At 72.2% G+C, this 22,362-nt stretch carries 20 protein-coding genes; 11 read left to right on the top strand and 9 right to left on the bottom strand.

The window, feature by feature from the left end; genetic code table 11:
- The first annotated feature begins 333 nt into the window (after window positions 1–333).
- Window positions 334–1,923, top strand: a complete 1,590-nt coding sequence (locus ACIRJT_RS22880) for an acyl-CoA synthetase (RefSeq protein WP_403911865.1) — start codon at window positions 334–336, stop codon at window positions 1,921–1,923.
- Complete coding sequence (locus ACIRJT_RS22875) at window positions 1,913–3,262, top strand: carboxyl transferase domain-containing protein (protein ID WP_403911862.1); 1,350 nt, start codon at window positions 1,913–1,915, stop codon at window positions 3,260–3,262. Before ACIRJT_RS22880 ends, ACIRJT_RS22875 begins: the two co-directional genes overlap by 11 nt.
- A 93-nt stretch (window positions 3,263–3,355) precedes the next feature.
- On the opposite strand, the gene ACIRJT_RS22870 is transcribed toward ACIRJT_RS22875, so the two are convergent.
- Window positions 3,356–4,630: an MFS transporter gene (locus ACIRJT_RS22870; protein ID WP_403911860.1), complete on the bottom strand. Its 1,275-nt coding sequence runs from the start codon at window positions 4,628–4,630 to the stop codon at window positions 3,356–3,358.
- Between the two features lie 205 nt (window positions 4,631–4,835).
- Between ACIRJT_RS22870 and ACIRJT_RS22865 the strand changes: the two genes are divergently transcribed.
- Together ACIRJT_RS22865 and ACIRJT_RS22860 are read left to right on the top strand one after the other, a co-directional pair.
- Complete coding sequence (locus ACIRJT_RS22865; RefSeq protein ID WP_403911858.1) at window positions 4,836–5,444, top strand: GNAT family N-acetyltransferase; 609 nt, start codon at window positions 4,836–4,838, stop codon at window positions 5,442–5,444.
- A gap of 211 nt (window positions 5,445–5,655) precedes the next feature.
- A complete protein-coding gene (locus tag ACIRJT_RS22860) occupies window positions 5,656–6,216 on the top strand; it encodes a hypothetical protein (RefSeq protein WP_403911855.1) in 561 nt (186 codons plus the stop codon).
- Between the two features lie 51 nt (window positions 6,217–6,267).
- Here the strand turns inward: ACIRJT_RS22860 and ACIRJT_RS22855 are convergent, their stop codons facing one another.
- A complete protein-coding gene (locus ACIRJT_RS22855) occupies window positions 6,268–6,888 on the bottom strand; it encodes a TetR/AcrR family transcriptional regulator (RefSeq protein WP_403911852.1) in 621 nt (206 codons plus the stop codon).
- A gap of 100 nt (window positions 6,889–6,988) precedes the next feature.
- Between ACIRJT_RS22855 and ACIRJT_RS22850 the strand changes: the two genes are divergently transcribed.
- The 3 genes from ACIRJT_RS22850 (at window position 6,989) to ACIRJT_RS22840 (ending at window position 9,258) form a co-directional block, all read left to right on the top strand.
- Window positions 6,989–7,729: an SDR family NAD(P)-dependent oxidoreductase gene (locus tag ACIRJT_RS22850; protein WP_403911849.1), complete on the top strand. Its 741-nt coding sequence runs from the start codon at window positions 6,989–6,991 to the stop codon at window positions 7,727–7,729.
- 103 nt (window positions 7,730–7,832) lie between these two features.
- Window positions 7,833–8,147: a DMT family transporter gene (locus tag ACIRJT_RS22845; protein WP_403911846.1), complete on the top strand. Its 315-nt coding sequence runs from the start codon at window positions 7,833–7,835 to the stop codon at window positions 8,145–8,147.
- Between the two features lie 67 nt (window positions 8,148–8,214).
- On the top strand, window positions 8,215–9,258 hold the full coding sequence (locus ACIRJT_RS22840) for a substrate-binding domain-containing protein (protein ID WP_403911843.1): 1,044 nt from the start codon (window positions 8,215–8,217) through the stop codon (window positions 9,256–9,258).
- On the opposite strand, the gene ACIRJT_RS22835 is transcribed toward ACIRJT_RS22840, so the two are convergent.
- From ACIRJT_RS22835 to ACIRJT_RS22825, 3 genes are read right to left on the bottom strand one after another with little or no spacing between them, the layout of a single operon-like run.
- Window positions 9,242–9,952 carry a TSUP family transporter gene (locus ACIRJT_RS22835; RefSeq protein ID WP_403911841.1) on the bottom strand — a complete coding sequence of 237 codons (711 nt, stop codon included), beginning with the start codon at window positions 9,950–9,952 and terminating at the stop codon, window positions 9,242–9,244. The genes ACIRJT_RS22840 and ACIRJT_RS22835 overlap by 17 nt on opposite strands.
- Complete coding sequence (locus ACIRJT_RS22830) at window positions 9,949–11,367, bottom strand: amidohydrolase family protein (RefSeq protein ID WP_403911838.1); 1,419 nt, start codon at window positions 11,365–11,367, stop codon at window positions 9,949–9,951. Before ACIRJT_RS22830 ends, ACIRJT_RS22835 begins: the two co-directional genes overlap by 4 nt.
- Entirely contained in the window at window positions 11,364–12,704 is a 1,341-nt protein-coding gene (locus ACIRJT_RS22825; protein WP_403912048.1) for a uracil-xanthine permease family protein, read from the bottom strand. The genes ACIRJT_RS22830 and ACIRJT_RS22825 overlap by 4 nt, the downstream gene beginning before the upstream one ends.
- 957 nt (window positions 12,705–13,661) lie before the next feature.
- Here ACIRJT_RS22825 and ACIRJT_RS22820 point away from each other — a divergent pair.
- From ACIRJT_RS22820 to ACIRJT_RS22805, 4 genes are all read left to right on the top strand, one after another.
- Window positions 13,662–15,131 carry a xanthine dehydrogenase small subunit gene (locus ACIRJT_RS22820; RefSeq protein WP_403911835.1) on the top strand — a complete coding sequence of 490 codons (1,470 nt, stop codon included), beginning with the start codon at window positions 13,662–13,664 and terminating at the stop codon, window positions 15,129–15,131.
- Window positions 15,128–17,545 (top strand): xanthine dehydrogenase molybdopterin binding subunit, encoded by a 2,418-nt coding sequence (xdhB, locus tag ACIRJT_RS22815; protein ID WP_403911833.1) that lies wholly within the window; start codon window positions 15,128–15,130, stop codon window positions 17,543–17,545. Before ACIRJT_RS22820 ends, xdhB begins: the two co-directional genes overlap by 4 nt.
- 1 nt (window position 17,546) lies before the next feature.
- Window positions 17,547–18,347, top strand: coding sequence for a xanthine dehydrogenase accessory protein XdhC (gene xdhC / locus ACIRJT_RS22810; protein WP_403911830.1), 801 nt, complete (start codon window positions 17,547–17,549; stop codon window positions 18,345–18,347).
- A 464-nt stretch (window positions 18,348–18,811) separates the two neighbouring features.
- Window positions 18,812–19,102, top strand: a complete 291-nt coding sequence (locus tag ACIRJT_RS22805) for a group II intron maturase-specific domain-containing protein (RefSeq protein WP_403911827.1) — start codon at window positions 18,812–18,814, stop codon at window positions 19,100–19,102.
- A 327-nt stretch (window positions 19,103–19,429) separates the two neighbouring features.
- Here the strand turns inward: ACIRJT_RS22805 and ACIRJT_RS22800 are convergent, their stop codons facing one another.
- The 4 genes from ACIRJT_RS22800 to ACIRJT_RS22785 all read right to left on the bottom strand — a co-directional run bounded on the left by ACIRJT_RS22800 (window position 19,430) and on the right by ACIRJT_RS22785 (window position 22,349).
- Window positions 19,430–20,047, bottom strand: coding sequence for an NADPH-dependent FMN reductase (locus ACIRJT_RS22800; RefSeq protein ID WP_403911824.1), 618 nt, complete (start codon window positions 20,045–20,047; stop codon window positions 19,430–19,432).
- 631 nt (window positions 20,048–20,678) lie between these two features.
- Complete coding sequence (locus ACIRJT_RS22795) at window positions 20,679–21,059, bottom strand: hypothetical protein (protein ID WP_403911822.1); 381 nt, start codon at window positions 21,057–21,059, stop codon at window positions 20,679–20,681.
- A gap of 178 nt (window positions 21,060–21,237) precedes the next feature.
- Complete coding sequence (locus ACIRJT_RS22790) at window positions 21,238–21,861, bottom strand: TetR/AcrR family transcriptional regulator (protein ID WP_403911819.1); 624 nt, start codon at window positions 21,859–21,861, stop codon at window positions 21,238–21,240.
- A gap of 137 nt (window positions 21,862–21,998) precedes the next feature.
- Entirely contained in the window at window positions 21,999–22,349 is a 351-nt protein-coding gene (locus ACIRJT_RS22785) for a DoxX family protein (RefSeq protein ID WP_403911816.1), read from the bottom strand.
- Between the last annotated feature and the right edge of the window lie 13 nt (window positions 22,350–22,362).

Here is a 22,362-nt window from a genome sequence, read left to right as displayed (position 1 = left end):
CTCAGGCAAGGCGCTGTCGCGCTTTGCGGCGTACGGCTCCCGGCGCGCGGGGCGTACGGCATGCGGTGTGCGGGCGTGCGACGACTGCGCCGGTGCACGGGCGCAGGCAGCTTTTTTCTTGGAGAGAGCGCTCCAACTCTCCTAACAGGGAAGCTTTTTGCATGCTGGCAACGCAAAATTAATTTGTCAAGGTCGTGTCAAAATTGCGATTGGGTGCTCCGTGCAGCGATGCGGTGGGCGGGACGAGCTGTCCGGAAACCGACCGGGGTGACGCTGCCCTCATCGGCATCCGGGTCCGGGCGGGGTCCGGGCGAAAGCCCTAGGCTTCGCGGCGTGACCCTCCTTCTCCCCGCGCTTCAGTCCTCCACCGGTCCGGCGGCCTCCCGGGAGGCCGTCCGCTTCGGTGACCTGTCCCTGACCTACGGCCGGCTCGCCGCCGCCTCCGACGCGCTCGCCGCCCGCATCGCGGACGCGGGCCGGGTCGCCGTCTGGGCCACCCCGACGGCGGAGACGGTGATCGCGGTGGTGGCGGCACTGCGGGCCGGAGTCCCTGCCGTGCCGCTCAACCCCCGCACGGGCGAACGCGAGTTGGCGCACATCCTGGCCGACAGCGAGCCCACGGCCGTACTCGCGGGACCGGACGACTCGCTGCCGCCCGCGCTGGAGAAGCTGCGGCGCGTGACCGTGGACGCGCGGGCGGCAGGCGCTCTCGCGGAGGGCACGGCGGGCGGCTCCCTTCCCGCCGAGGAGGACCCCGAGGACACGGCGGGCGACGGCCTTCCGGCCGAGGAGGACGCCGAGGCCCCCGCCCTGATCGTCTACACCTCCGGCACCACCGGCCCGCCCAAGGGCGCCGTCCTGCCCCGGCGGGCGGTCGCCGCGTCGCTGGACGCGCTGGAGGACGCCTGGGGGTGGACCGGCGACGACGTCCTGGTCCACGCGCTGCCGCTGTTCCATGTGCACGGGCTGATCCTGGGCGTCCTCGGCCCGCTGCGGCGCGGCGGCTCCGTCCGCCACCTGGGGAGGTTCTCGCCCGAGGGCGTGGCCCGTGAGCTGGCCTCCGGCGGCACCATGCTGTTCGGGGTGCCGACGATGTACCACCGGCTGGCGGAGGTGCTGGACGGCCCGGCGGGCGGGAGCGGGCGCCACGGTTCCCCGGTGGGCGGGAGCGGTCACGGCTCCCCCGTGGACGGCGGCGGACGGGACGCGCTGGCCGGGGCGCTGGCCGGGGCCCGGCTGCTGGTCTCCGGCTCCGCGGCGCTGCCCGTGCACGACCACGAGCGCATCGCGGCGGCGACCGGGCGGCGGGTGATCGAGCGGTACGGGATGACGGAGACCCTGATGAACACGGGGATCCGGGCGGACGGCGCCCCGCGCCCCGGCACGGTGGGACCGCCGCTCGCCGGGGTGGAGCTGCGCCTGGCGGAGGAGGACGGCACGGTGCTCGGCGAGCCCGGGGCGATCGGTGAGATCCAGGTCCGGGGCCCGAACCTCTTCACCGGCTACCTCAACCGGCCCGACGCGACCGCCGCCGCGCACACGGCGGACGGCTGGTTCCGTACCGGGGACGTCGGCACCGTCGACGAGGACGGGTACGTGACCATCGTCGGGCGCAAGGCCACCGACCTGATCAAGAGCGGCGGCTACAAGATCGGTGCGGGCGAGATCGAGAACGTGCTGCTCGCGCACCCCGGGGTCCGGGAGGCGGCCGTGACGGGCGAGGAGGACCCGGACCTGGGCGAGCGGGTCGTGGCCTGGGTGGTCGCGGCCGATCCGGGCTCCCCGCCCGCCGCCGAGGAGCTGGCGGACCATGTGGCGGCCCAGCTGGCCCCGCACAAGCGCCCGCGCACCGTGCACTATCTGGACGCCCTGCCCCGCAACGACCTGGGCAAGATCATGAAGAGGTCGCTCCGTGCCGGCTGACTCCCCCGCCCGGGCGACGGCCCGGGAGATGATCGCGCTGCTCACCGGCGCGGCGGGCTTCACCGAGCACCGCCCGCCGTCGCACCCCCTGCCGCCGGACGGTCCGCTCGGCTGGGCCGGTTACGACGTGTCGCGGGAGCGGGCCGGAAGACGGACCGGCGAGGAGGAGTCCGTGGTGTACGGCACCGGGGTCGTCGGCGACCGCGCGTGCGTGCTGCTCGCCTTCGAATTCGGTTTCCTGGGAGGCTCGTTGGGACGGCCGACGGGTGACCGGCTGGCCGCGGCGTACGAGCTGGCGCTGACCCGGCGGCTGCCCCTGCTCGCGCTCGTCGCCACCGGCGGCAGCCGGATGCAGGAGGGCATGGTCGCGCTCACCCAGCTCCAGCGGGTGGCCGCCGCCTCCACCCGGCTGCGCGCGGCCGGGCTCCCGCAGATCGCGGTGGTCCGCGACCCGACGACCGGCGGCGGCTGGGCCACGGTGGGGGCGGGCGCCGATGTGGTGCTGGCGCTGCCGGGCGCGCAGGTCGGCTTCGCCGGGTCCCGGGTGCGGCCGGCGGACGCGGATCCCCACGCGTACAGCGCCGAGGGACAGTTCGCGGCGGGCCAGGTGGACGCGGTGGTCCCGCCCGGCGAGCTGGCCGGGGCGCTGACCCACTGGCTGCGCGCGCTCGGCCCGCACGGCGCGCTCCCCGCCGCCGCGTTGCCCCGGGCACTGTCGGCGGGCCGGCTGCCGGAGACCGGGCGGGAGGCTGTGGCGGCGGCCCGGGATCCTCGGCGGCCCCGCGCGCAGGCGTATCTCGACGACCACTTCGCCGTGCGGCTCCCGCTCCACGGGGACCGGTGCGGCGGTACGGACCCGGGGCTGCTGTGCGGCTTCGGGCTGCGCGCGGACGGGCTGCCCGTCGCGTACGTCGCCCAGTGCGGGACGCCGACCCGACCGGCCGGCTACCGCGCGGCGGCCCGGACCATCCGGCTGGCGGACCGGCTCGGCGTCCCCGTCCTCACCCTCGTCGACACCCCGGGCGCGGCCAACGACGCGGAGGCGGAGCGGGCGGGCGCGGGCGCGGCCATCGCGGACGCCTTCGCGGCCGTCGCCGCGGCCCGGGTGCCGGTGACGACGCTGGTGATCGGCGAGGGCGGCTCGGGCGGGGCGCTGGCTCTCGCGGCTCCGGACAACACCCATGTCACGGTGGACAGTTACTTCTCCGTCATCGCCCCGGAACTGGCCGCCGCGATCCTCAAGCGGCCGCCTTCGAAGACCGGCGCCACCGCCGACCAGCTGCGGCTGCGCCCGCAGGATCTCCTGGAGCTCGGGTTCGCCCGCTCGATCGTGAGCTGAGCGGGCGGGCGCGCCGCCCGGACCTCCGGCCAGGGCCGGGGCTACGGCTGCGGGCCGGGGCTACGGCTGCGGGCCGGGGCTGCGGGTCGCAGGCTACGGCTGCGGGTCGTGGGCGTCGTAGCGGGCGAAGGCGCGCCATTTCAGCGCGAGCAGGGCCACGCCGATCACGCACAGGACGCCGCCGCCGGTGATCGCGACGGCGGGGGTGGCGAGATCGGCGACCGAGCCCGCCAGGAAGTCCCCGAGGCGGGGGCCGCCCGCCACGACGACGATGAAGACTCCCTGGAGCCGACCGCGCATCTCGTCGGGCACGGCCGCCTGGAGCATGGTGTTGCGGAAGACCATGGAGATGGTGTCCGCGCATCCGGCGAGCGCCAGGAACAGCAGCCCGAGCCAGAGGTTGCGGGTGAGCCCGAAGACGGCGATGGCGACGCCCCACGAGCCCACGGCCAGCAGGACCGCGAGGCCGTGCCGTCGGATCCGGCCGAGCCAGCCGGAGAACACGCCGCCGAGCAGGGCGCCGAGGGCCGGTGCGGCGACGAGCATGCCGGTGGTCCGCGCGTCACCCCCGTACCAGAGGACGGCGATGGCCGGGAAGAGGGCGCGGGGATGGGCGAGGACCATCGCGCACAGGTCGGTGAAGAAGGTCATCCGCAGGTTCGGCCGGGTCCCGAGGAAACGCAGCCCGTCCAGGACGGAGGCCCGCTTGCCGGTGCCGCCGTCCTGCCGCTCGGGCAGCATCGAGGGCAGCCGCCACATCGCGTACAGGGAGGCGGTGAAGCAGACGGCGTCCACGGTGTACGCGGAGCGGTAGCCCCACCAGCCGACGATCAGACCGCCCAGCATCGGCCCGACGAGCATGCCCGTCGTGCTGGTGATGGAGTTCAGCGCGTTGGCGGCGGGCAGCTGCTCGGCCGGCAGCAGCCGGGCCATCATCGAGGCGCGGGCCGGTGCGTTGAGGGCGAAGCAGACGGCCTGGAGGGCGACGACCGCGTACAGCAGTCCGACCCGTTCGACGCCCGCGACCGATGCCGCCACCAGGACGACGGACAGGAGAAACGACCCGGCGGCGCTGAACAGGCCGAGCCTGCGCCGGTCGACGGTGTCCGCGACGGCCCCGCCGTAGAGCCCGAAGACGACCAGCGGCACGAGCGAGCAGAACCCGATGAGCCCCACGGAGAACGCGGACCCGGTGATGTCGTAGACCTGGAGCGAGACCGCCAGCGACGTCATGCCCTGGCCGATCCAGGAGACGGTGTTCCCGAACCAGAGCCGCCGGTAGTCGGGGGAGAGTCGCAGCGGGGTGAGGTCGGCGAATATGGGGGTGCGGCGCCCGGGCTGATCGGTCGCTTCGGTCGTTTCGGTCACAGGGGATGGTAGCCGCGCCCGTTCCGGAACCGCCCGCCCTCCCCTCGCGGTACGCCCGAAGTCCGCGGGGCGAGCGCCACGCCGCCGGTACCGCACCGCCCGGTACACCGGATCCGGCCGCTTCTTGACGGGTCCTTCCTCTTGATCAAGGCTGGTCGGCACGGAGGCCGAGGGAGCACACACACGTACAGGAGAGAGGAGAGCCGTGATCGCCGACCGACTGGAGCTGCCCACGCCCTGGGCCGCCCGTCCGCTCAGCGGCACCGCCGAGGAGGGCCGTCTGCTGTCCCGCTGGATGGGCCAGGAGTACCTGGTGGAGACCTGGCACCAGGACTGGCCACCGGAGCGCTGGAGTGACGAGCTGCGCCGGCTGCACGGGAGCGAGACGGGCGGGCCGTTCCTGATCACGTACGAGGGCAGGCAGTTCGCCTACGTCGAGGTCTACCGGCCGCTGCACTCCAACATCGCCCCCTTCCAGTCCTGGAGCCGGCACGACCTGGGATTCCACCTGGCGATCGTCGACCGGGCGCTGACCGGGCGCGGCCTGGGCACGGTGTTCGTGTCGGACCTGGTGCGGACGCTGTTCCGGTGCTTCCCCGAGGCGCAACGCGTCGCCGCGGAGCCCGACGTACGCAACCTGGCCTGCCGCAGGGTGATGGAGCGGGCCGGGATGTCCCTGGTGAGAACGGTGCGACTGCCGCACAAGGAGGCGGCCCTCCACGTGTGTCCCCGGGCCGGGGTCCTGCCCGAGCCCGAGCGGCCGGGCGTCGCGGCGCCTCATGGCGGGCGGCCGGAGGCCCGGCACCCGGCCTGAGGTCCCCCGTGCTGTCCTGCGGGGCCTGCCGGGGCGTACCGGCGGGCCCCGCAGGGCGCGAGGAAAGCGGACCGATCACTTGATCCCGGGAGATCCAGGGGCTTCGCCCGCCGCGCCCGCCGTGCCCTCCCGCCTCCGACTCCGACTCCGACCCCGCCGCCGGCCCCGGCCTCGACCCCGCCTCCGCCTCCGCCTCGAAAGGCTTCTCCCGTTGTCTGCCCATGCGTCTCTCCCGCGTCACCGGTTCATCGGCAGGGTCGTCTCCCTGTCGGCCGCCGTCGCCCTCGCCGCCCCCCTGTCGGCGTGCTCCGGCGACGAACCGCCCAAGAAGGCCTACACCGTGCCCACGTCGCTGTGCGGTGTCGCCGTGGACCCCGCACTGGTGAAGGCCGCGCTGCCCGGCGGCGACTCCCTCACCACGGCCACCCAGAAACCGAACGGCGGAACGATCCGCTGCAACCTGTCCGTGGACGGCAAACTGGTCCTCAGCCTCGCGCAGGCCTGGTGGTCTGAGGGGCAGACCGCGGCAACGATCTCGCAGGGATACTCCAACACGGACGAGGGGATCCTCTCGGAAGACGAGCGCTTCCTCCACACCGATAGAGCCGGCGTCGGCAAGACCGTCCCTTCCTGCAAGGCGTCGGAGCACCCGGAACAGGACCTCTACGTAGCGGTCGAGACCCGCGATTCGGGCGTCGACGACCCGGCCGCCATCGAGAGGCTGCTCGTCGCCTACACCAAGGCGGTCGAAGGGACAGCCGCCTGCGGGTGACCCCGCGCGGCGTACGAGGGGGCGTCCGGCCCTGATGCGGCCGGGCGCCCCTCAGTGCTGTCCGGCCGGCTGTCGCACCAGGGAGTCCCACAGGGCCACGGCGTGGTCCACGGTGGAGCGGAGCCGTTCCAGGGGAACGCCGTCCCGGGCCTCGATCGACAGTCCGTGCAGGATGGTCGCGTAGAAGGCGGCGATCGCGCGGACGTCCGTCCCCGGCGCCAACTCCCCCTCCCCGACGGCCCGCTCCAGCCGCTGCTCCAGCTCCGCCACCGAGGTCCGCCGCCACTGGGCCAGGTGCTCGGCGACCTGCTTGTTCTGGTACGAGCAGTTCGTGGCCGACAGCACGATCATGCAGCCGCTGGGCGTCCCCGGGTCGGTGAAGGTGTCGATGTTGCCGCGCAGCATGGCCTCCACCGCGGCCCGCGCCGTCGGCGCCTCGCGCAGCGCCCGGTTGGTCGCCGAGCCCGTGGTGCGGTCGTAGAGCGAGACGGCCTCGCGGAACAACTGCTCTTTCGAGCCGAATGTGTTGTACAGGCTGGCGGAGTTGATGCCCATGGCGGCGGTCAGGTCCGTGAGCTTCGTGCCCTCGTACCCGAACTCCCAGAACGTCTCCATCGCGCGCCGCAGCGCTGCGGCGCGGTCGAACGCGCGCGGTCGGCCTCTTTCGGCCATGTCTGCCTCCTCGGGGCTGGGTTGACCCCCGGTCATCATGCCTGTTTAGTATTTCTGGATCGTCCGACCTAGATATCAATCCTAGCGTGATGGGAGCAAGATGCCTCAGCTTGCGGGCAAGGTGGCACTGGTGACCGGAGGAAGCCGCGGTATCGGTGCCGCGACCGCCCTCCGACTGGCGGAGGAGGGCGCGGACGTCGCCCTGACCTATGTGAGCGCGGCCGACAGGGCCCAGGAGGTCGTCAAGGCGATCGAGGCCCTCGGACGCAAGGGTTTGGCCATCCGGGCCGACAGCGCGGACCCGGCGGCCGTCGTCCGGTCCGTCGAGCGGACCGCGGCGGAGCTCGGCCGGCTCGACATCCTGGTGAACAACGCCGGAGTCTTCCCCTACGGCCCGATCGGGGGCGTGACGCTGGAGGAGATCGACCGCACGCTGGCCGTCCACGTGCGCGCCGTCTTCCTGGCCACCCAGGCGGCCATCCCCCACCTGGGACACGGCGGCCGCGTCATCAGCATCGGCAGCTGCTGGGCCAACCGCGTGCCGGTGCCGGACGTGACGCTGTACGCCATGAGCAAGTCGGCGCTGATCGGCTTCACCAAGGGCCTGGCCCACGACGTGGCGTCCAAGGGCATCACCGCGAACATCGTGGACCCCGGGCCCACCGTCACCGACATGAACCCGGACGGCACGGACGAGGCCGAGGAGGAGCGTCTGAGGACCGCGGCGAAGGTTCTGGGCGCGGGGGCCGACACCGCGAAGGCCGTGGCCTTCCTCGCAGGTCCGGACGCCCAGTGGATCACCGGGACCTCGCTGGCGGTCGACGGTGGCTACACCGCCTGACCGCGGTGGGCCCGCCGGACGGCGACGTGGAGGAGCAGGAGGGGAGCGACGGTTCGCCGCCGTGGCCACCGGCAAAACGGTGACATCGATGAGAGGAGGAGCGATGGCCTGGGTGATCCTGACGGCGGCCGGTCTCCTGGAGATCGTCTGGGCCCTGGCCCTGAAGGAATCGAACGGCTTCACCCGGCTCTGGCCCAGCGTCATCGGCGTCTCCTTCGCCCTGCTGAGCTTCGTGCTGCTGGCCTTCGCCCTGCGTGAGGTGCCGGTCGGCACGGGTTACGCGGTCTGGGTCGGCATCGGCGCGGCGGGGGTCGTCACCGCCGGCATCGTCCAGGGCGAAGCCGCGTCCGCGGCCCGGCTGGCCTGTGTCGTGGCGATCGTCGCCGGAGTGGTGGGGCTGAGGCTTCTGGAGGCTTGAGCCGGTGGCGGTGTCCGGTGGGCGAAGATGGGGTGCCCCGTCCTCAGCCCGCAAGGAGTGCCCGTCGATGCCAGCCCCCGGTCCCGGCTCGCGGCCACCGACGATCGCCGATGTCGCGCGGCTCGCCGAGGTGTCGCGTACGACGGTCTCCCACGCCCTCAACGGGATCGGCAAGGTCGATCCGCGGACCAGGGAGCGCATCAAACGGGTCGCCGCCGAGCTCGGCTACCGGCCCAACCTCCGGGCCCAGCGGCTGCGCAGGGGTGAGGCGAAGGCCATCGCGCTCGCCTCCTCGATGCCGTTCGCGGTAGCCGGTGGGCCGTCGCGGCTCGGGTTCTACATGGAGATCGCCGCCGCCGCCGCGGAGAGCGCGTTGCTGCACGGCTACGCGCTGGTGCTCGTACCGCCCGTGCGGTCGGGGTCCGCCCTGTACTCCGTCGACATCGACGGCGCCATCGTCGTCGAGCCGGACGTGAACGACGCCGCCGCGGCGCAGTTGAGGGAGCGTGGCCTGCCCTATGTGTCGCTCGGCCGGCCGGTGTCGCCGGATGACACGTCGCCGTACGTCGATCTGCGCGGCGGGCCGGTCGCCGAGCTGCTGTTCGCGCATCTGCGCGAGCAGGGCGCCCGGCGGCCCGCGCTGATCGTCGGCTCCGGATCACGCCACTCGTCGGTCGACGCGCTCGCCGCGTACGAGCGGGTCGCCGAGCGGTACGGCTGGGAGCCCGTCGTGGCGAGCGCCCCGGAGGCGGGCGGCGAGCAGGCCGGGTACGAGAGCTGTGCCGCCCTGCTGGCCGAGCACCCCGGGACCGACGCGGTCTGCGCGCTGGTGGACGCGTTCGCGGTGGGCGCGGTGCGGGCGATCCGGGACAGCGGGCGGGCCGTGCCGGGCGACGTCATGGTCGTCACCCGCTACGACGGGCTGCGTGCGCGCACCTGCGAGCCGCCGCTGACCGCCGTGGACCTTCATCTGGACCGTGCGGCGGCCGCCGCGGTGGAGCTGCTGCTCGGCCGGCTGCGCGGTGAGGGCGCCGCCGCCACGGTGGCGACGGCGCCCGAGCCGCGGGTCGTTCCGCGTGCCTCGTCGCTCCGGGTCACAGCCCGAGCATGAGCACCAGACCGGAGACCAGGGCGAACACGAGGACGCACAGCCGCATGCGGCGCGCGTCCAGCCGGTGGTGCACCAGCCGGCTCAGCCACGCGCCCGCGGCGATCACCGGCAGCAGCGCCGCCGCGAGACCCAGGTGCCCGGGCTCGCCCTCCCCCGTCGCGAACAGCAGCCCCAGCGAGGCCACTTCCCCGACGAGGAAGCAGGCGGCGACGGTCGAGCGCAGTTCCGCGGGCGGCCGGTGCTGGTAGACGAGCGCGAGCGGGGGGCCGCCGACGCCGGTCGCGGTCTCGGTGAGTCCGGTCACCACGCCCGCCCCGAGGTACGCCGCCCGGCCGGGGGTGAAGGCGGGGGCGACCAGGCTCACCACCGCGGCCAGCACGGTGGCGATGCCGACGAACAGGCCGATGCTGCGGTCCGGGATCAGCCAGAGCAGCGCGAGCCCGGCGGGCGTGGCGGCCAGCCGGGCCCCGGTGATCCAGCCCGCGCCGCGCAGGTCGATCGAGGCGCGTTCGCGCCAGGCGACGTACAGGTTGAGCGGGATCATGGCCGCGAGGACGAACACCGGGAGCAGCCCCGGATCGAGGATCCCGGCCACGGGCGCGACGATCAGGGCGAAGCCGAGACCGCTGCTGCCCTGGACGAACGCGGCGACGGCCACCGTGACGGCGAGGACCGCGAGTGCTTCCGTACTCACCGTGCGGTGCTCCCCTGCCGTGCGGTCGTGGACGTGGGGTGAACCCGCGTGATGGGCGCCTTCTCGACGGCGGTACGGGCCAGTTCGGCCGCGTGCCGCACGAAGGCGGGGCCGTCCCAGCCGGCGGGCAGGCCGCGCCACAGCCGTAGCTCTCCGGCGACGAACACGGCAGTGATCTGGTCGCGGTTGCCCCGGCGCACCAGCTCCCACGGCACGTCCCGGGAGAGCGCGAGCTCGGGGGTGGTGAGGTCGACGAGGAGGAAGTCGGCGGCCAGCCCCTCGGCGACCGTGCCCGTGCGGGCTCCGAGGCCGACCGCGTCGGCGCCGCCCGCGGTGGCGTGCTCGAGCCAGGTCCAGCCGGCGCCGCACGAGGAGTCCCCGGTGGCCAGCCCGTAGGCGATCCGCTGGGCGAACTCGGCCGCGTCCACGAGCCGGAACCCGTCGCCGCGGGTGCCGTCCGTGCCGAGCCCGAAGCGGATGCCGCGTTCGGCCATGGCGGTGGCCGGGGCGACGGCGTTGCCCTTCCAGGCGCTGGCCACCGGGTTGTAGCTGACGGCGGTCCCGGTGTCGGCGAGCAGGGTCAGTTCGCGGGGGGTGAGCAGGGTGGCGTGGGCGGCGAGCAGTTGAGGGCCGAGCGCGCCGATCCTGTGCAGGTGTTCGAGCGGGCGCAGTCCGTGCCGTACGAGGGAGCGTTCGACACCTGCCAGGTGCTCGTTGACGTGGATCTGCACGACCGCGCCGGCTTCCGCGGCGAGACGTGCGGTGCGGTGCAGGGTCGCCGAGGTGGCCGCTTCGGGGATCGAGACGGCGAGGGAGGCGTGGATCAGCGGATCGCCGTCGTACCGGGCGAGGTGTTTCTCGGCGCCTTCGAGGACGGCGGTGGTGCTCGCGGGGTCCTCGGCGGCGGTCGCGGGGTCGCCGGCGACGTCGTTGCACACGAGACCGAGTACGCAGCGGATTCCGGCGTCACGAGCGGCCTGCGCGACGATGTCGACGTCCACATCGGCACGCGTACCGGCGTCGGTGACGGTGGTGAAGCCGCCGCGCAGGGCCTCCAACGCCGCCAGTTTGGCCGCCGCGTAGGCCGATTCCTCGTCCAGCGCCCCTTCCAGCGGAACCCAGACCCTGCGGAAGATCTCCGAGGGCTCACCGAAGGCGAGCGCGGAGCCGAAGCTCTGGGTCAGATGGTGGTGGGCGTCGACGAAGCCGGGCATCAGGAGATGGCCGGGCAGCGGGACGGCGTCGAGGTGCGGGTGCGTACGCGCCAGTTCCCCGGCCGGTCCGACGGCCCGGAAGGAGCCGTCGGCGACGACGACCGCGTGGCCGTGGGCGGGCCCTTCCGGCAGCAGTACGGCATCGGGTACGAGGAGGAGCGGGCCGGAGGAGTCGAGGTGGTCGCGGGTGAGCTGGGTCATCGGTCGCTTTCCGTGCGTGAGGTGGTCAGCCGGGCGGCGATGCGCGGCCTGACATGGTGGAAGAGGATGTTGAGTACGGCGGCGACGAACGCGCCGACGGCGACGCCGCTTTCGAGGAGGATGCGGACGTTCGGCGGGAAGCCGGCGTACACGCCCGGGATGAGGATCGGCAGCAGGCCCAGCGCCAGGGCGACGGCGCAGATGAACGTGGAGGTGTGCCGGTCGAGGTCGGAGCGGCCGAGCATCTGCACACCGAGCACGGTGATCACGGCGAAGACGACCATCGCCGTGCCGCCGACCACGGCGGACGGGACGACGCTGATCGCTCGGGTCACCGGCGCGAGGAACCCGATGACGATGAGGACCACGCCGGCGGCGGCGGTCACGTAGCGGCTGCGGACGCCGGTGACCCGGACGATCCCGATGTTCTCGCCGCTGGTCACCATCAGCGGCAGCCCGAAGAACCCGCCGAAGAGGGAGGTCAGCGCGTCACCGCGGACGGTCTTGGGGACGTCGGTGCGGGTGTCGATCTCCTTGCCGACGACCTCGGCGTTGATGACGGTCTGGCCGGTGGCCTCCGCCATGGAGGCCAGGCTGTAGAGCATCAGCGGCAGCGCGGCGATCAGGCTGAACTGGGGCGATCCGAACGGCATCAGCTCCGGCACGCTGACCAGACCGCCTCCGGCGGCGCGACCGAGGTCGATGCTGCCCAGCAGCCCGGCCAGCACCGTGCCGGCGACCAGGCCGAGCATGACGGCGAGTTGCCGCAGGATGCCGGTGAACAGCAGGTAGAAGACGACGGTGAAGCCGATCGTCGCCATGCCGAGCCCGAGGTTCGTCGGGTCGGCGAACCCCGGCTCGCCGGGCCTCCCGGTGACGAGGACCGCGCCGACCTTCACGAGGTTGACCCCGACGATGACGATCATGGTGCCGATGACCAGGGCCGGGAAGAACCTGAGCAGCCGCGAGAAGACCGGCAGGACGACGAAGTAGAAGGCCGCGGTGAGAATGACCGCGCCGGTGGCGGTGCGCAGACCGTGCTGCTCGGCGATGGCGATGAACAGGATGAGCGGTGCGCCGCCGGGCAGCATCACGAACGGCAGCCGGGGACCGAACTTCCACGGCCCCAGCGACTGGATCAGCGACCCGACGCCGGAGAGCACGAACGCCGCGGAGAGCAGGTTGATGGTCAGGCCGGCGTCGAGCCGGAGGGTGGCGCTCATCAGGAAGATCGCCGAGATGGGGGTGGCGGCCATGACGAGGACGTGCTGAATCCCGAAGAGGAGGATCCGCCCCAGGGGGCGCGACTCGTCGACGGGGTGCACGGGTGGGGGCACAGCTGGGTGGGCGGCGTCGGGCCCGGTGTCGGGCCCGGTGTCGGGCCCGGGGCCGTGCGCGGTGTCGGGCGCAGCTGGGTGCGCGGCGGCTTCGTGCGTGACCGGCTCCGGCGTCGGGGGTTGTTCGGCTCCGGGTGCGGGCTGGCGATGACTGGACACGTCGGTGCTCCCATTCGGGCGTGAGGAACGCTCGGACATCAGCCGCGATCCGGCCCCGAACGGAGGGCCAAATCGATTTGGCCAAATCGATTTGGGCGTCAGTATGGGGAGGCCTCGCGACCGTCGTCAAGAGCCGTGACCCCGGGATGCAGCGGCTGGGATACGGCGCCCGGGGCGCGGGTCCCCGGGGCCTGGGCCCTGGCGCGCGAAGGACGGACGGCGGGCAGGCCGGCGTACGGGAGCAGGGCCTGCCACGTGCGGGCGAACGGCAGGCGGGCGTACGGCGGGCAGCACAGCAGGCGGCAGGCAGGCGTGCGTGCGGCGTACGGCAGGCAGGCGTGCGTGCGGCGTGCGGCATCGCGCCTGCCCGCAGGCGATGGAGCCGCGGCGGTCGCGGAAGCCGCTCGTGCAGGCTTCTGCGCCGGGCCGCCTCTTGACCTCCCTGACAGCAGCAACTACTTTGCCCTGAACGCCGACCCCGGCCCTCGAAAGGAGGCGACCAGCTGATGTTCACCCACTCCGACCTCGGTCGCCTCGCCGAGTGCACCGCCTGGGTTCCGGGGCGTATCGCGCACGGCTGCTGAGCGCGCGCCCCCTTCTCCCGTGCCCTTCCGTGGCACCTCCGGCTGTCCCGCCTCGCCGCTCCCCCTCCTTTTTCCGTGACTTCTTCGCGGCGCATCACTGTCGTGCGCCGTTTCGCGCCCGCTCCCCTCCCGTGGCGCGTCCGAATCAAGAGAGCTGTCCGACATTGACGAAGATGATGAATCGACCCACCGCCCGACGGAACGCAGGCCTGTCGTGACGGCGCCGCGCATCACGGTCAACGGGACCGAAGCGCCGATCTCACCGGCCGCGCCCCACACCACGGTGCTGGACCTTCTGCGCGAGCGTGGCCTCACCGGCACCAAGGAGGGCTGCGCCGAGGGCGAGTGCGGCGCCTGCGCGATCCTGGTCGCCCGACCCGGGACGGGCGAGCCCACCGACTGGGTGGCGGTCAACGCCTGTCTGCTCCCGGCCGCGGCGCTCGACGGACAGGAGGTGGTCACCTCCGAGGGGCTCGCCACCGTCGGCGCGGCCGGCCCGCCGGGCACGCTGCACCCGGTGCAGGAGGAGATGGCGGTCCGCGGCGGCTCCCAATGCGGCTACTGCACACCGGGGTTCGTCTGCAGCATGGCCGCCGAGTACTACCGGCCCGACCGCTGCGCCCATGCGGAGCCGGCCGAGGCCACCGGCCCCGACCCCGAGCACGGGCCGAACGGCTTCGATCTGCACGCGCTGAGCGGAAACCTGTGCCGCTGCACCGGATACCGTCCGATTCGCGATGCCGCGTTCGCCGTCGGCGCGCCCACCGACGAGGACCCGCTCGCACAGCGTCGTGCGCAGTCCCCGCCCGCGGCCGTCGCCACCGAGTACGTCCGGGACGGCAGCGCGTTCCTGCGGAGGAACACCCTGGGCGAGACCCTGCGGTTGCTGCGCGAGCGGCCCGACGCGGTGGTGGTCGCCGGCTCCACCGACTGGGGCGTGGAGGTGAACATCCGCGCCCGTCGGGCGGATTGCGTGATCGCCGTCGACCGGCTGCCCGAACTGCGGGAGCTGCGTGTCGGATCCGACGCCGTCGAGATCGGGGCGGCGCTGACGCTCACCGAGATCGAACGCCGCCTCGACGGCCGGGTCCCGCTGCTGGCGGAGCTGTTCCCGCAGTTCGCGTCGCGGCTCATCCGCAACGGCGCGACGCTGGGCGGCAATCTGGGGACCGGCTCCCCCATCGGAGACAGTCCGCCGGTGCTGCTCGCACTGGAGGCGTCGGTGGTGCTCGCCGACGCCGACGGAGAACGACAGGTTCCCCTCGCGGAGTACTTCACCGGCTACCGGCAGAGCGTGCGCCGTCCCGGCGAGCTGATCCGCGCGGTACGCGTCCCGCTGCCGCTGTCGCCGGTCGTGGCCTTCCACAAGATCGCCAAGCGGCGCTTCGACGACATCTCCAGCGTGGCGGTCGCCTTCGCGCTCGATGTCGAGGACGGGATCGTCCGGAAGGCCCGCATCGGTCTGGGCGGAGTCGCCGCCACCCCGATCCGTGCCCTGACCACCGAGGAGGCGCTGGAGGGCAGGCCGTGGACGGCGGAGACCGTCGAGGCCGCGGCGCGCGTGCTGCGGACGGAGGGCACGCCGATGAACGACCAGCGCGCCAGCGCCGCCTACCGCTCCGCGATGCTGGGCCAGAGCCTGTTGAAGCTGTACGCGCAGACCACCGAGGCGGTTTCCTCATGAGCCAGCTGTCCCAGCGCCCCGAGAAGCCGGTCGTCGGCGTGTCGATGCCGCACGAGAGTGCCGTCCAGCACGTCACCGGCGCCGCGCTCTACACCGACGACCTGGTCCATCGCACCAAGGACGTACTGCACGCCTACCCGGTCCAGGTCATGAGGGCCCACGGCAGGATCAGCCGGCTGGACACCGGTCCCGCGCTCGCCGTGCCCGGTGTGGTCCGCGTGCTGACCGGTGCCGACGTGCCCGGTGTCAACAACGCCGGCATGAAGCACGACGAACCGCTCTTCCCCGACACGGTGATGTTCCACGGTCACGCGGTCGCCTGGGCGCTCGGCGAGACGCTGGAGGCGGCCCGGCTCGGGGCGGCGGCCGTCGAGGTCGACCTCGACGAACAGCCCTCCCTGATCGCTCTGGAGGACGCGATCGCGGCCGGAAGCTTCCACGGCGCCCGGCCCATGATGCTCACCGGCGACGTCGACGCCGGCTTCGCCGACTCCGCGCACGTGTTCTCGGGCGAGTTCCGGTTCTCCGACCAGGAACACTTCTATCTGGAGACGCACGCGGCACTGGCCCTGGTCGACGAGAGCGGGCAGCTGTTCGTCCAGAGCAGCACCCAACACCCCTCCGAGACGCAGGAGATCGTCGCGCACGTGCTCGGCCTGCACAGTCACGAGGTGACCGTGCAGTGCCTGCGCATGGGGGGCGGTTTCGGCGGCAAGGAGATGCAGCCGCACGGCTTCGCGGCCGTCGCCGCGCTCGGCGCCCGGCTGACCGGGCGGCCGGTCCGGGTCCGGCTCAACCGCACCCAGGACCTGACCATGTCCGGCAAGCGCCACGGGTTCCACGCCCAGTGGCTGATCGGCTTCGACGCCGAAGGACGTATCCGGGCCCTGGACGCCACCCTGACCGCGGACGGCGGCTGGAGCCTGGACCTGTCCGAGCCGGTCGTCGCGCGTGCGCTGTGCCACATCGACAACACCTACTGGATCCCCAACGCACGGGTCGCGGGCCGTATCGCCAAGACCAACAAGGTCTCCAACACCGCCTTCCGCGGCTTCGGCGGACCGCAGGGGATGCTGGTGATCGAGGACATCATGGGCAGGTGCGCGCCACTGCTCGGGCTGGACCCGATGGAACTGCGGGAACGCAACTTCTACCGTCCGGGGCAGGGCCTGACGACGCCGTACGGGCAGGTGGTCACGCACCCCGAACGGATCTCCACCGTCTGGCAGCAGGTGTGCGCCGACGGCAGCGTCGCCGACCGGCGGCGGGAGATCGCGGCGTTCAACGCCGCGCACCCGAACACCAAGCGGGGGCTCGCTGTCACCGGGATCAAGTTCGGCATCTCGTTCAACCTCACCGCCTTCAACCAGGGAGGCGCGCTGGTCCTGGTCTACAAGGACGGCTCGGTCCTGATCAACCACGGTGGCACCGAGATGGGCCAGGGCCTGCACACCAAGATGCTCCAGGTCGCGGCGACGACACTGGGCATCCCGCTGCACAAGGTGCGCCTCGCTCCGACGCGGACCGACAAGGTGCCCAACACCTCCGCCACCGCGGCCAGCGCGGGGGCCGACCTCAACGGCGCGGCGGTGAAGAACGCCTGCGAGCAGATCCGCGAGCGGCTGCTCCGGGTGGCCGGTGGCCGGCTGGGGACGAACGCCGCGGACGTACGCATCGTCGAGGGCGTCGCGCGTGCCCTCGGCAGCAACGAGGAGCTGGCCTGGGACGACCTGGTGCGCACCGCGTACCTCCAGCGCGTGCAGCTGTCGGCGTCGGGCTTCTACCGCACCGAGGGGCTGCACTGGGACGCGAAGGCGTTCCAGGGCTCACCGTTCAAGTACTTCTCCTACGGTGCCGCCGCGGCCGAGGTGGAGGTGGACGGCTTCACCGGCGCGTACCGCGTCCGGCGGGTGGACATCGTGCACGACGTCGGCGACAGCCTCTCCCCGATGATCGACATCGGCCAGGTCGAGGGCGGTTTCGTGCAGGGCGCGGGCTGGCTGACTCTGGAGGACATGCGCTGGGACACCGGTGACGGTCCGGGCCGCGGCCGGCTGCTGACCCAGGCCGCGAGTACGTACAAGCTGCCCAGCTTCTCCGAGATGCCGCAGGAGTTCCACGTACGGCTGCTGGAGAACGCCACCGAGGAGGGCGCGGTCTACGGCTCCAAGGCCGTGGGTGAGCCTCCGCTGATGCTGGCGTTCTCGGTACGGGAGGCGCTGCGGCAGGCCGCCGCGGCCTTCGGGCCCGCCGGAGTGAGCGTGGAACTCGCCTCGCCCGCCACACCGGAGGCGGTGTACTGGGCGGTCGAGGCGAGCCGTCGGGCCGTCCCCTCCCCGAACGGTCACGCCGACGACGGCCTCGCCACCCAAGCCGGGAATCCGGCCGGGACAGCGGCTTTGAGCGGTGCCTGACATGACCTGGTTCGGCGCGGTCGCGCGGCTGCGAGCACGCCGGGAGGCCGGCGTGCTCGTGACCGTCACGACCGTGCGCGGCCACGCCCCTCGGAACGCCGGCGCGAAACTCGTCGTGGGGCGGAGCGAGACCTGGGGCTCGATCGGCGGTGGCAACGTCGAGGCGGTCACGATCGACCGGGCCCGGGAGATGATCGCCGCGTCCGCGGCCGAGCCGGAGCTGCTGGATTTCGCGCTCAACGACAAGGTGACCAACCGGCACGGCGTGCAGTGCTGCGGCGGCACGGTCTCGGTGCTGCTCGAACCGCTCCCGGTGGTACGGGCGGTGGCGATCTTCGGCGTCGGGCACGTCGGGATGGAGCTGGCGCGCGTCCTGGCACGGCAGGACCTCGACCTCCATCTGATCGACAGCCGCGCGGACATCCTCGCCGAGGAGCGGCTCGCCGTCCTCGCGGACGCGGTGGCGGAGGTGCGGGTACACCACACTCCGCTGCTGCCCGAGGAGGTCCTGGAGACGTTGCCGCGAGGCACCCACGTCCTGATCATGACCCACGATCACGCCGAGGACGCCGCTCTGTGCGACGCCGCCCTGCGGACACCCCACCTCGGCTCGATCGGGCTGATCGGGTCGGCGGCCAAGTGGGTGCGGTTCCGCAAGCGCCTCCTCACGGAGGAGGGTCACGACGAGGCGGCCATCGACCGGATCACGACCCCGATCGGGCTGGCCGACATCACCGGCAAGGACCCCGCGACCATCGCCGTGAGCGTCGCGGCCGATCTGCTGCGCACCTTCGAGGCCTAGGCCGGGTCGCACCAGCAGAACGTGTCGGGCATGGTCACCGTGGGTCCGGGCGACGGCGGCAAGCCACAGGTCTCGCTCGACTACCAGTCAACGTGTGGGACCGGTACAACTGGGACTCCGGAAAAACGACGTCGTTCCCCGGTGGTGTCACCATTTCCGACGATGATACGGGGCGACTGCACAAGGTGGGTTTCGCACATCGGCGTCACCGCCACCGTCTATGCCCACGTCCGACTCATCCTCCAACGCGACGCCATCGACCTCTTCGGCCACGCCCTCCGCGATCCCGCCGAGACCCCCGCAAGCCCGACGACAGCAACGAACCGACCCTCGCCGGAGCCGCCGTCCGCTGACGTTGCCGTCAACTACCGCTGTCAGACATCACAGAGGCCCCATCGGCGACGAGGCGGATTGCGGGTCCTCGAATTTCACGCAAGCGAACCGCTCGGGCGGTGAGGTCGTAGGTGCACTCCAGGGCCCTGGAGTGGCGGCAGCCCCCGACGGTCGCGACAGTTCCGTGGATCAGTCCGGTCGCGCGGGGATGGATGCAGTACTACGGGGCTTTCAACAGGCCGGCCCTGCTTCCCCTTCCGAGACGGATCGCCGCCTACCTGGTCCGGTGGCCGCGCCGGAAGTACCGCGGACTGCGGCGGCGTTGGACAGCGACTTTCCGGACGCGGTGGTCCGGGGCTGATCGACATCCCCGGTTCTTTGCGCACTGGGTCTGCATGTCCAAGCCCGCCCGGGTCTGGTGACCAGGAGACGACAAGAGCCGTATGGCGGGAGACCGTCACGTACGGATCTGTGGGAGCCCGGGGTGAGATTCCCCCGGGCTCCCCGTCTGCCACCGGTCGGTGCGGCGCCGGCACGTCCACTCCGAGCCGAATCCGGGCTCCAGCGGCAGGAGTTGCCGGGCCAACGGCCGAGTGGCCACACCATCACGAACGGCCAAATCGTCACAGGGAGGGTCTCTTGAGCCGGCCGATTCGGCGGGCCTCCTGTCCTGCCCGAGGAGGGGTCCCGGAGGCCGGGCCCCGTAGGGGCATGGGTTCGCCGTCAGGGGCGAAGGGGAGCGGCCGGTGTCAGACCTCGGTCGCGGCCCTCTGCGCGACCGTCGCTCGGACCTGCTTGAAGGACTCGGCCCAGAGGACGAGGTCGTCGAGCAGCTCGTGGAGGGTGGCCTCCTGGTGCTCGCCGGGGTTGATGTCGCCGGGGAGGGCGGGGTCGGTGATGGCGAAGTCGGTGAAGGCGGAGAGGGCGACCTGGCTTCCGACCGTGGCGACCTTCAGCTCGGCCAGGACACCTCGCAGGTGCTCGACGGCGCGGGTGCCGCCGTGGACGCCGTGGCCGACGAAGCCGGCCGGCTTGTGCGCCCACTCGCCGTGCAGGAAGTCGATGGCATTCTTCAGTGAACCGGGAACGGAGGCGTTGTACTCGGGGGTGACGAAGACGAAGCCGTCGAACCCGGCGATGGCATCCGCCCAGCGCTTGGTGTGCTCGTGGGTATACACACCGAAGGCCGCCGGCGCGGGCTCGTCCAGGTGAGGAAGGTTGAAGTCGACCAGGTCCACCAGTTCGACGGTGACGTCCTCGTTCTTGACGGCCGGGTGGCGTCCTGCGGCTTCGAGAACCCACTGCGCGGCGACGGCGGTGCGGCGCGTGGGACGAGTGCTTCCGACGATGACGGCGATCCGGGTCATGGGTCCTGCCTTCTTCGCATTGACTGACACGATGTCATGTGCCCTGAAGGTACAACAGTCATGGCAAGCACTGCAACCATCGTTGCTCATTCCTGGGATGGGCAACGGCGGCGAAAGACAGGAGAGATCGGCCTCACACCGCAGCGTCACCGCCGGTCGAGGTCCGTCGGGTCGACGTCGACGTGCCGGACGCCGCCGGCCCGCTCGGGAGGCGGGCTCATGCGGTAGGCGCCGAAGTCGGTGGTGTCCCGGAAGGCGGGCAGGCGGTACAGGTCGCGTGCGTACGCCCACAGGTGCGGGAAGGCCCGGAGGCCACCGCGGCAGATGCGCCTACCAGGTTGTAGGCGAGGTCGAACCGGGCCAGTGTCGGCCAGAGCTGGACGTCCGGTTCGCTCACCGCGTCACCCGTCCGTCGTACGAGGCGTACAGTCCCCGCGCTTCGATCAACTGCGTTCCATCGCCGGCCGCTGGGACGGTGGGCGCGGCCGTCACCGGACGCGCGGCGTGGTCCCGGGCACGCCGCAGCCCCGTGGGCACGGCATCGCGCAGCTGCCGGGTGTACGAGTGCCGCGGGGTCGCGAGGAGCTGGCGGGCGGGACCTCCTCGACGACGAGGCCGTCCTTCATCACCATCACACGGTCGGCCAGCTGCGCCACCACGGACAAATCGTGGCTGATGAGCAGCAAGGCCGTGCCGGCCGCCTTTCGCTCGGCGAGCAGTCGGAGGATCTGTGCCTGGACCCGTCACGTCGAGCGCCGATCGAGCGGGCCAGCATGGGGACGGGGCGGCTCGGCAGGTTGGTGACGTCGACGGCACCGGTGAGGTGGGAGGTGCCGCCGAGGACGGCGTGCGCGTCGAACCTGCCGCCCACGTTGGGGCGCTCGGAGAGGGTGAAGAGGTCGAGTCCGGCACGGTCGGCCTGAACGGCGTACCGGAGCACGTCGGCGGAGTCACCGGCTCCGGTGTTCCAGGGGCCGGATCCGAACCGGACGGTACGTGCGGATGCCGACAAGGCCGCCTCTCTCTGTGCCCAACACCGGTGCGCGCGCGAGGAGGTGGTCGACCTTCGCGGTGTTCGTAAGCCTTGTCGCTGCCGGGATGCATCTCAAAGGAGGGCGATGCACATGTTGACGCGGTTACGTCAGGTGAACGTCATGCGGCGTCAAGCACGCCCGGCCTCGACGATCCGGTCAGCGCGGCAGGTAGCCGCGCAGGAAGGCCCGGACGCCGGAGCGGATGAGGCTGCTCACCTCTTCGGGAGGCAACGGCAGCGCTCCGTAGTAGGAGCGGTCGATGATCTCTCCCGAGATCAGCTGGAGGAAGTGCACCGCGGTCTGGCGCGGGTCGTCGGTCTGCAGCATGCCGTCGTCCGCCAGGCCTCGGAAGCGCTCCCCGAGGGCGCGCTCGACCCGCAGCGGCCCGGCCTCCTCCCATGCCTTCAGGAGCTCGGGTGGCAGGTGCCCCACCTCCGCCCGCAACTGCCTCACCAGCGCGAAGTGATCGGGGAACGTGCCGAGCGGCGCGACCCAGGCCCGTCCGAAGTCGACGAGGTCGTCCTCCAGGTCGGTGACCTTGCGCAGCCAGCGGTCGATCACGTCGAGCTGCGCATCGTGGATCTGGATCGCGCCCTCCACGACGATGATGCGGAACAGCTCGGCCTTGCCGCTCTCGAAGTGGTTGTAGATCGTCCGGGTGGAGACCCCCGCCTCTTTGGCGATCGCGTCGACGCTGGTACGCGTGTACCCGTCACGACCGAAGACCGTGCGGGCCCCGCGAATGATCGACTCCCGCTTCTCCACCATCCTGCCTGCCACGAAGCATCCTTTCCCAAGCCCTTGTGTCCACGTGTCCACGGCGGCCGTGACAACGGGACACCACCTGCATCGTATGCAATGGCCGAGCCCGCTCAGGCCCGCACGGCGTCCCCCTGCGGGCCTCACTCCGCGCACCGTCACACCGTGACGAGCCCGAGGACCACCGGGGCCGTCGCCAGCAGGACGAGGACGACCGGCACCGGAGCGCCCTTCACGTCCTTGACCCGCAGGTGGGAGATGACCGCGCCGATGAAGAAGAGCACCACACCGATCGCGGCGGCGATGCCCAGCGGCCGGTAGAAGATGCCGATCAGCAGGCCCACGGCGCCCGTGAACTTCAGCAGGGCCAACACGGGGATCCAGCTCTTCGGCACGGCCAGCCGGTCGAGTGTCTCCATGATGTCCTTGTCCTTGACCAGCATGCTGCGGCCGGAGAGGACCAGCAGGATCGACAGCAGGACGGCGACGACGACGTAGGCGATGAACACGGTTCCTCCAGGA

The sequence above is a fragment of the Streptomyces sp. NPDC102283 genome (assembly GCF_044766265.1).
Taxonomy (GTDB): domain Bacteria; phylum Actinomycetota; class Actinomycetes; order Streptomycetales; family Streptomycetaceae; genus Streptomyces.
This window is presented reverse-complemented; position numbering and strand designations above follow the sequence as displayed.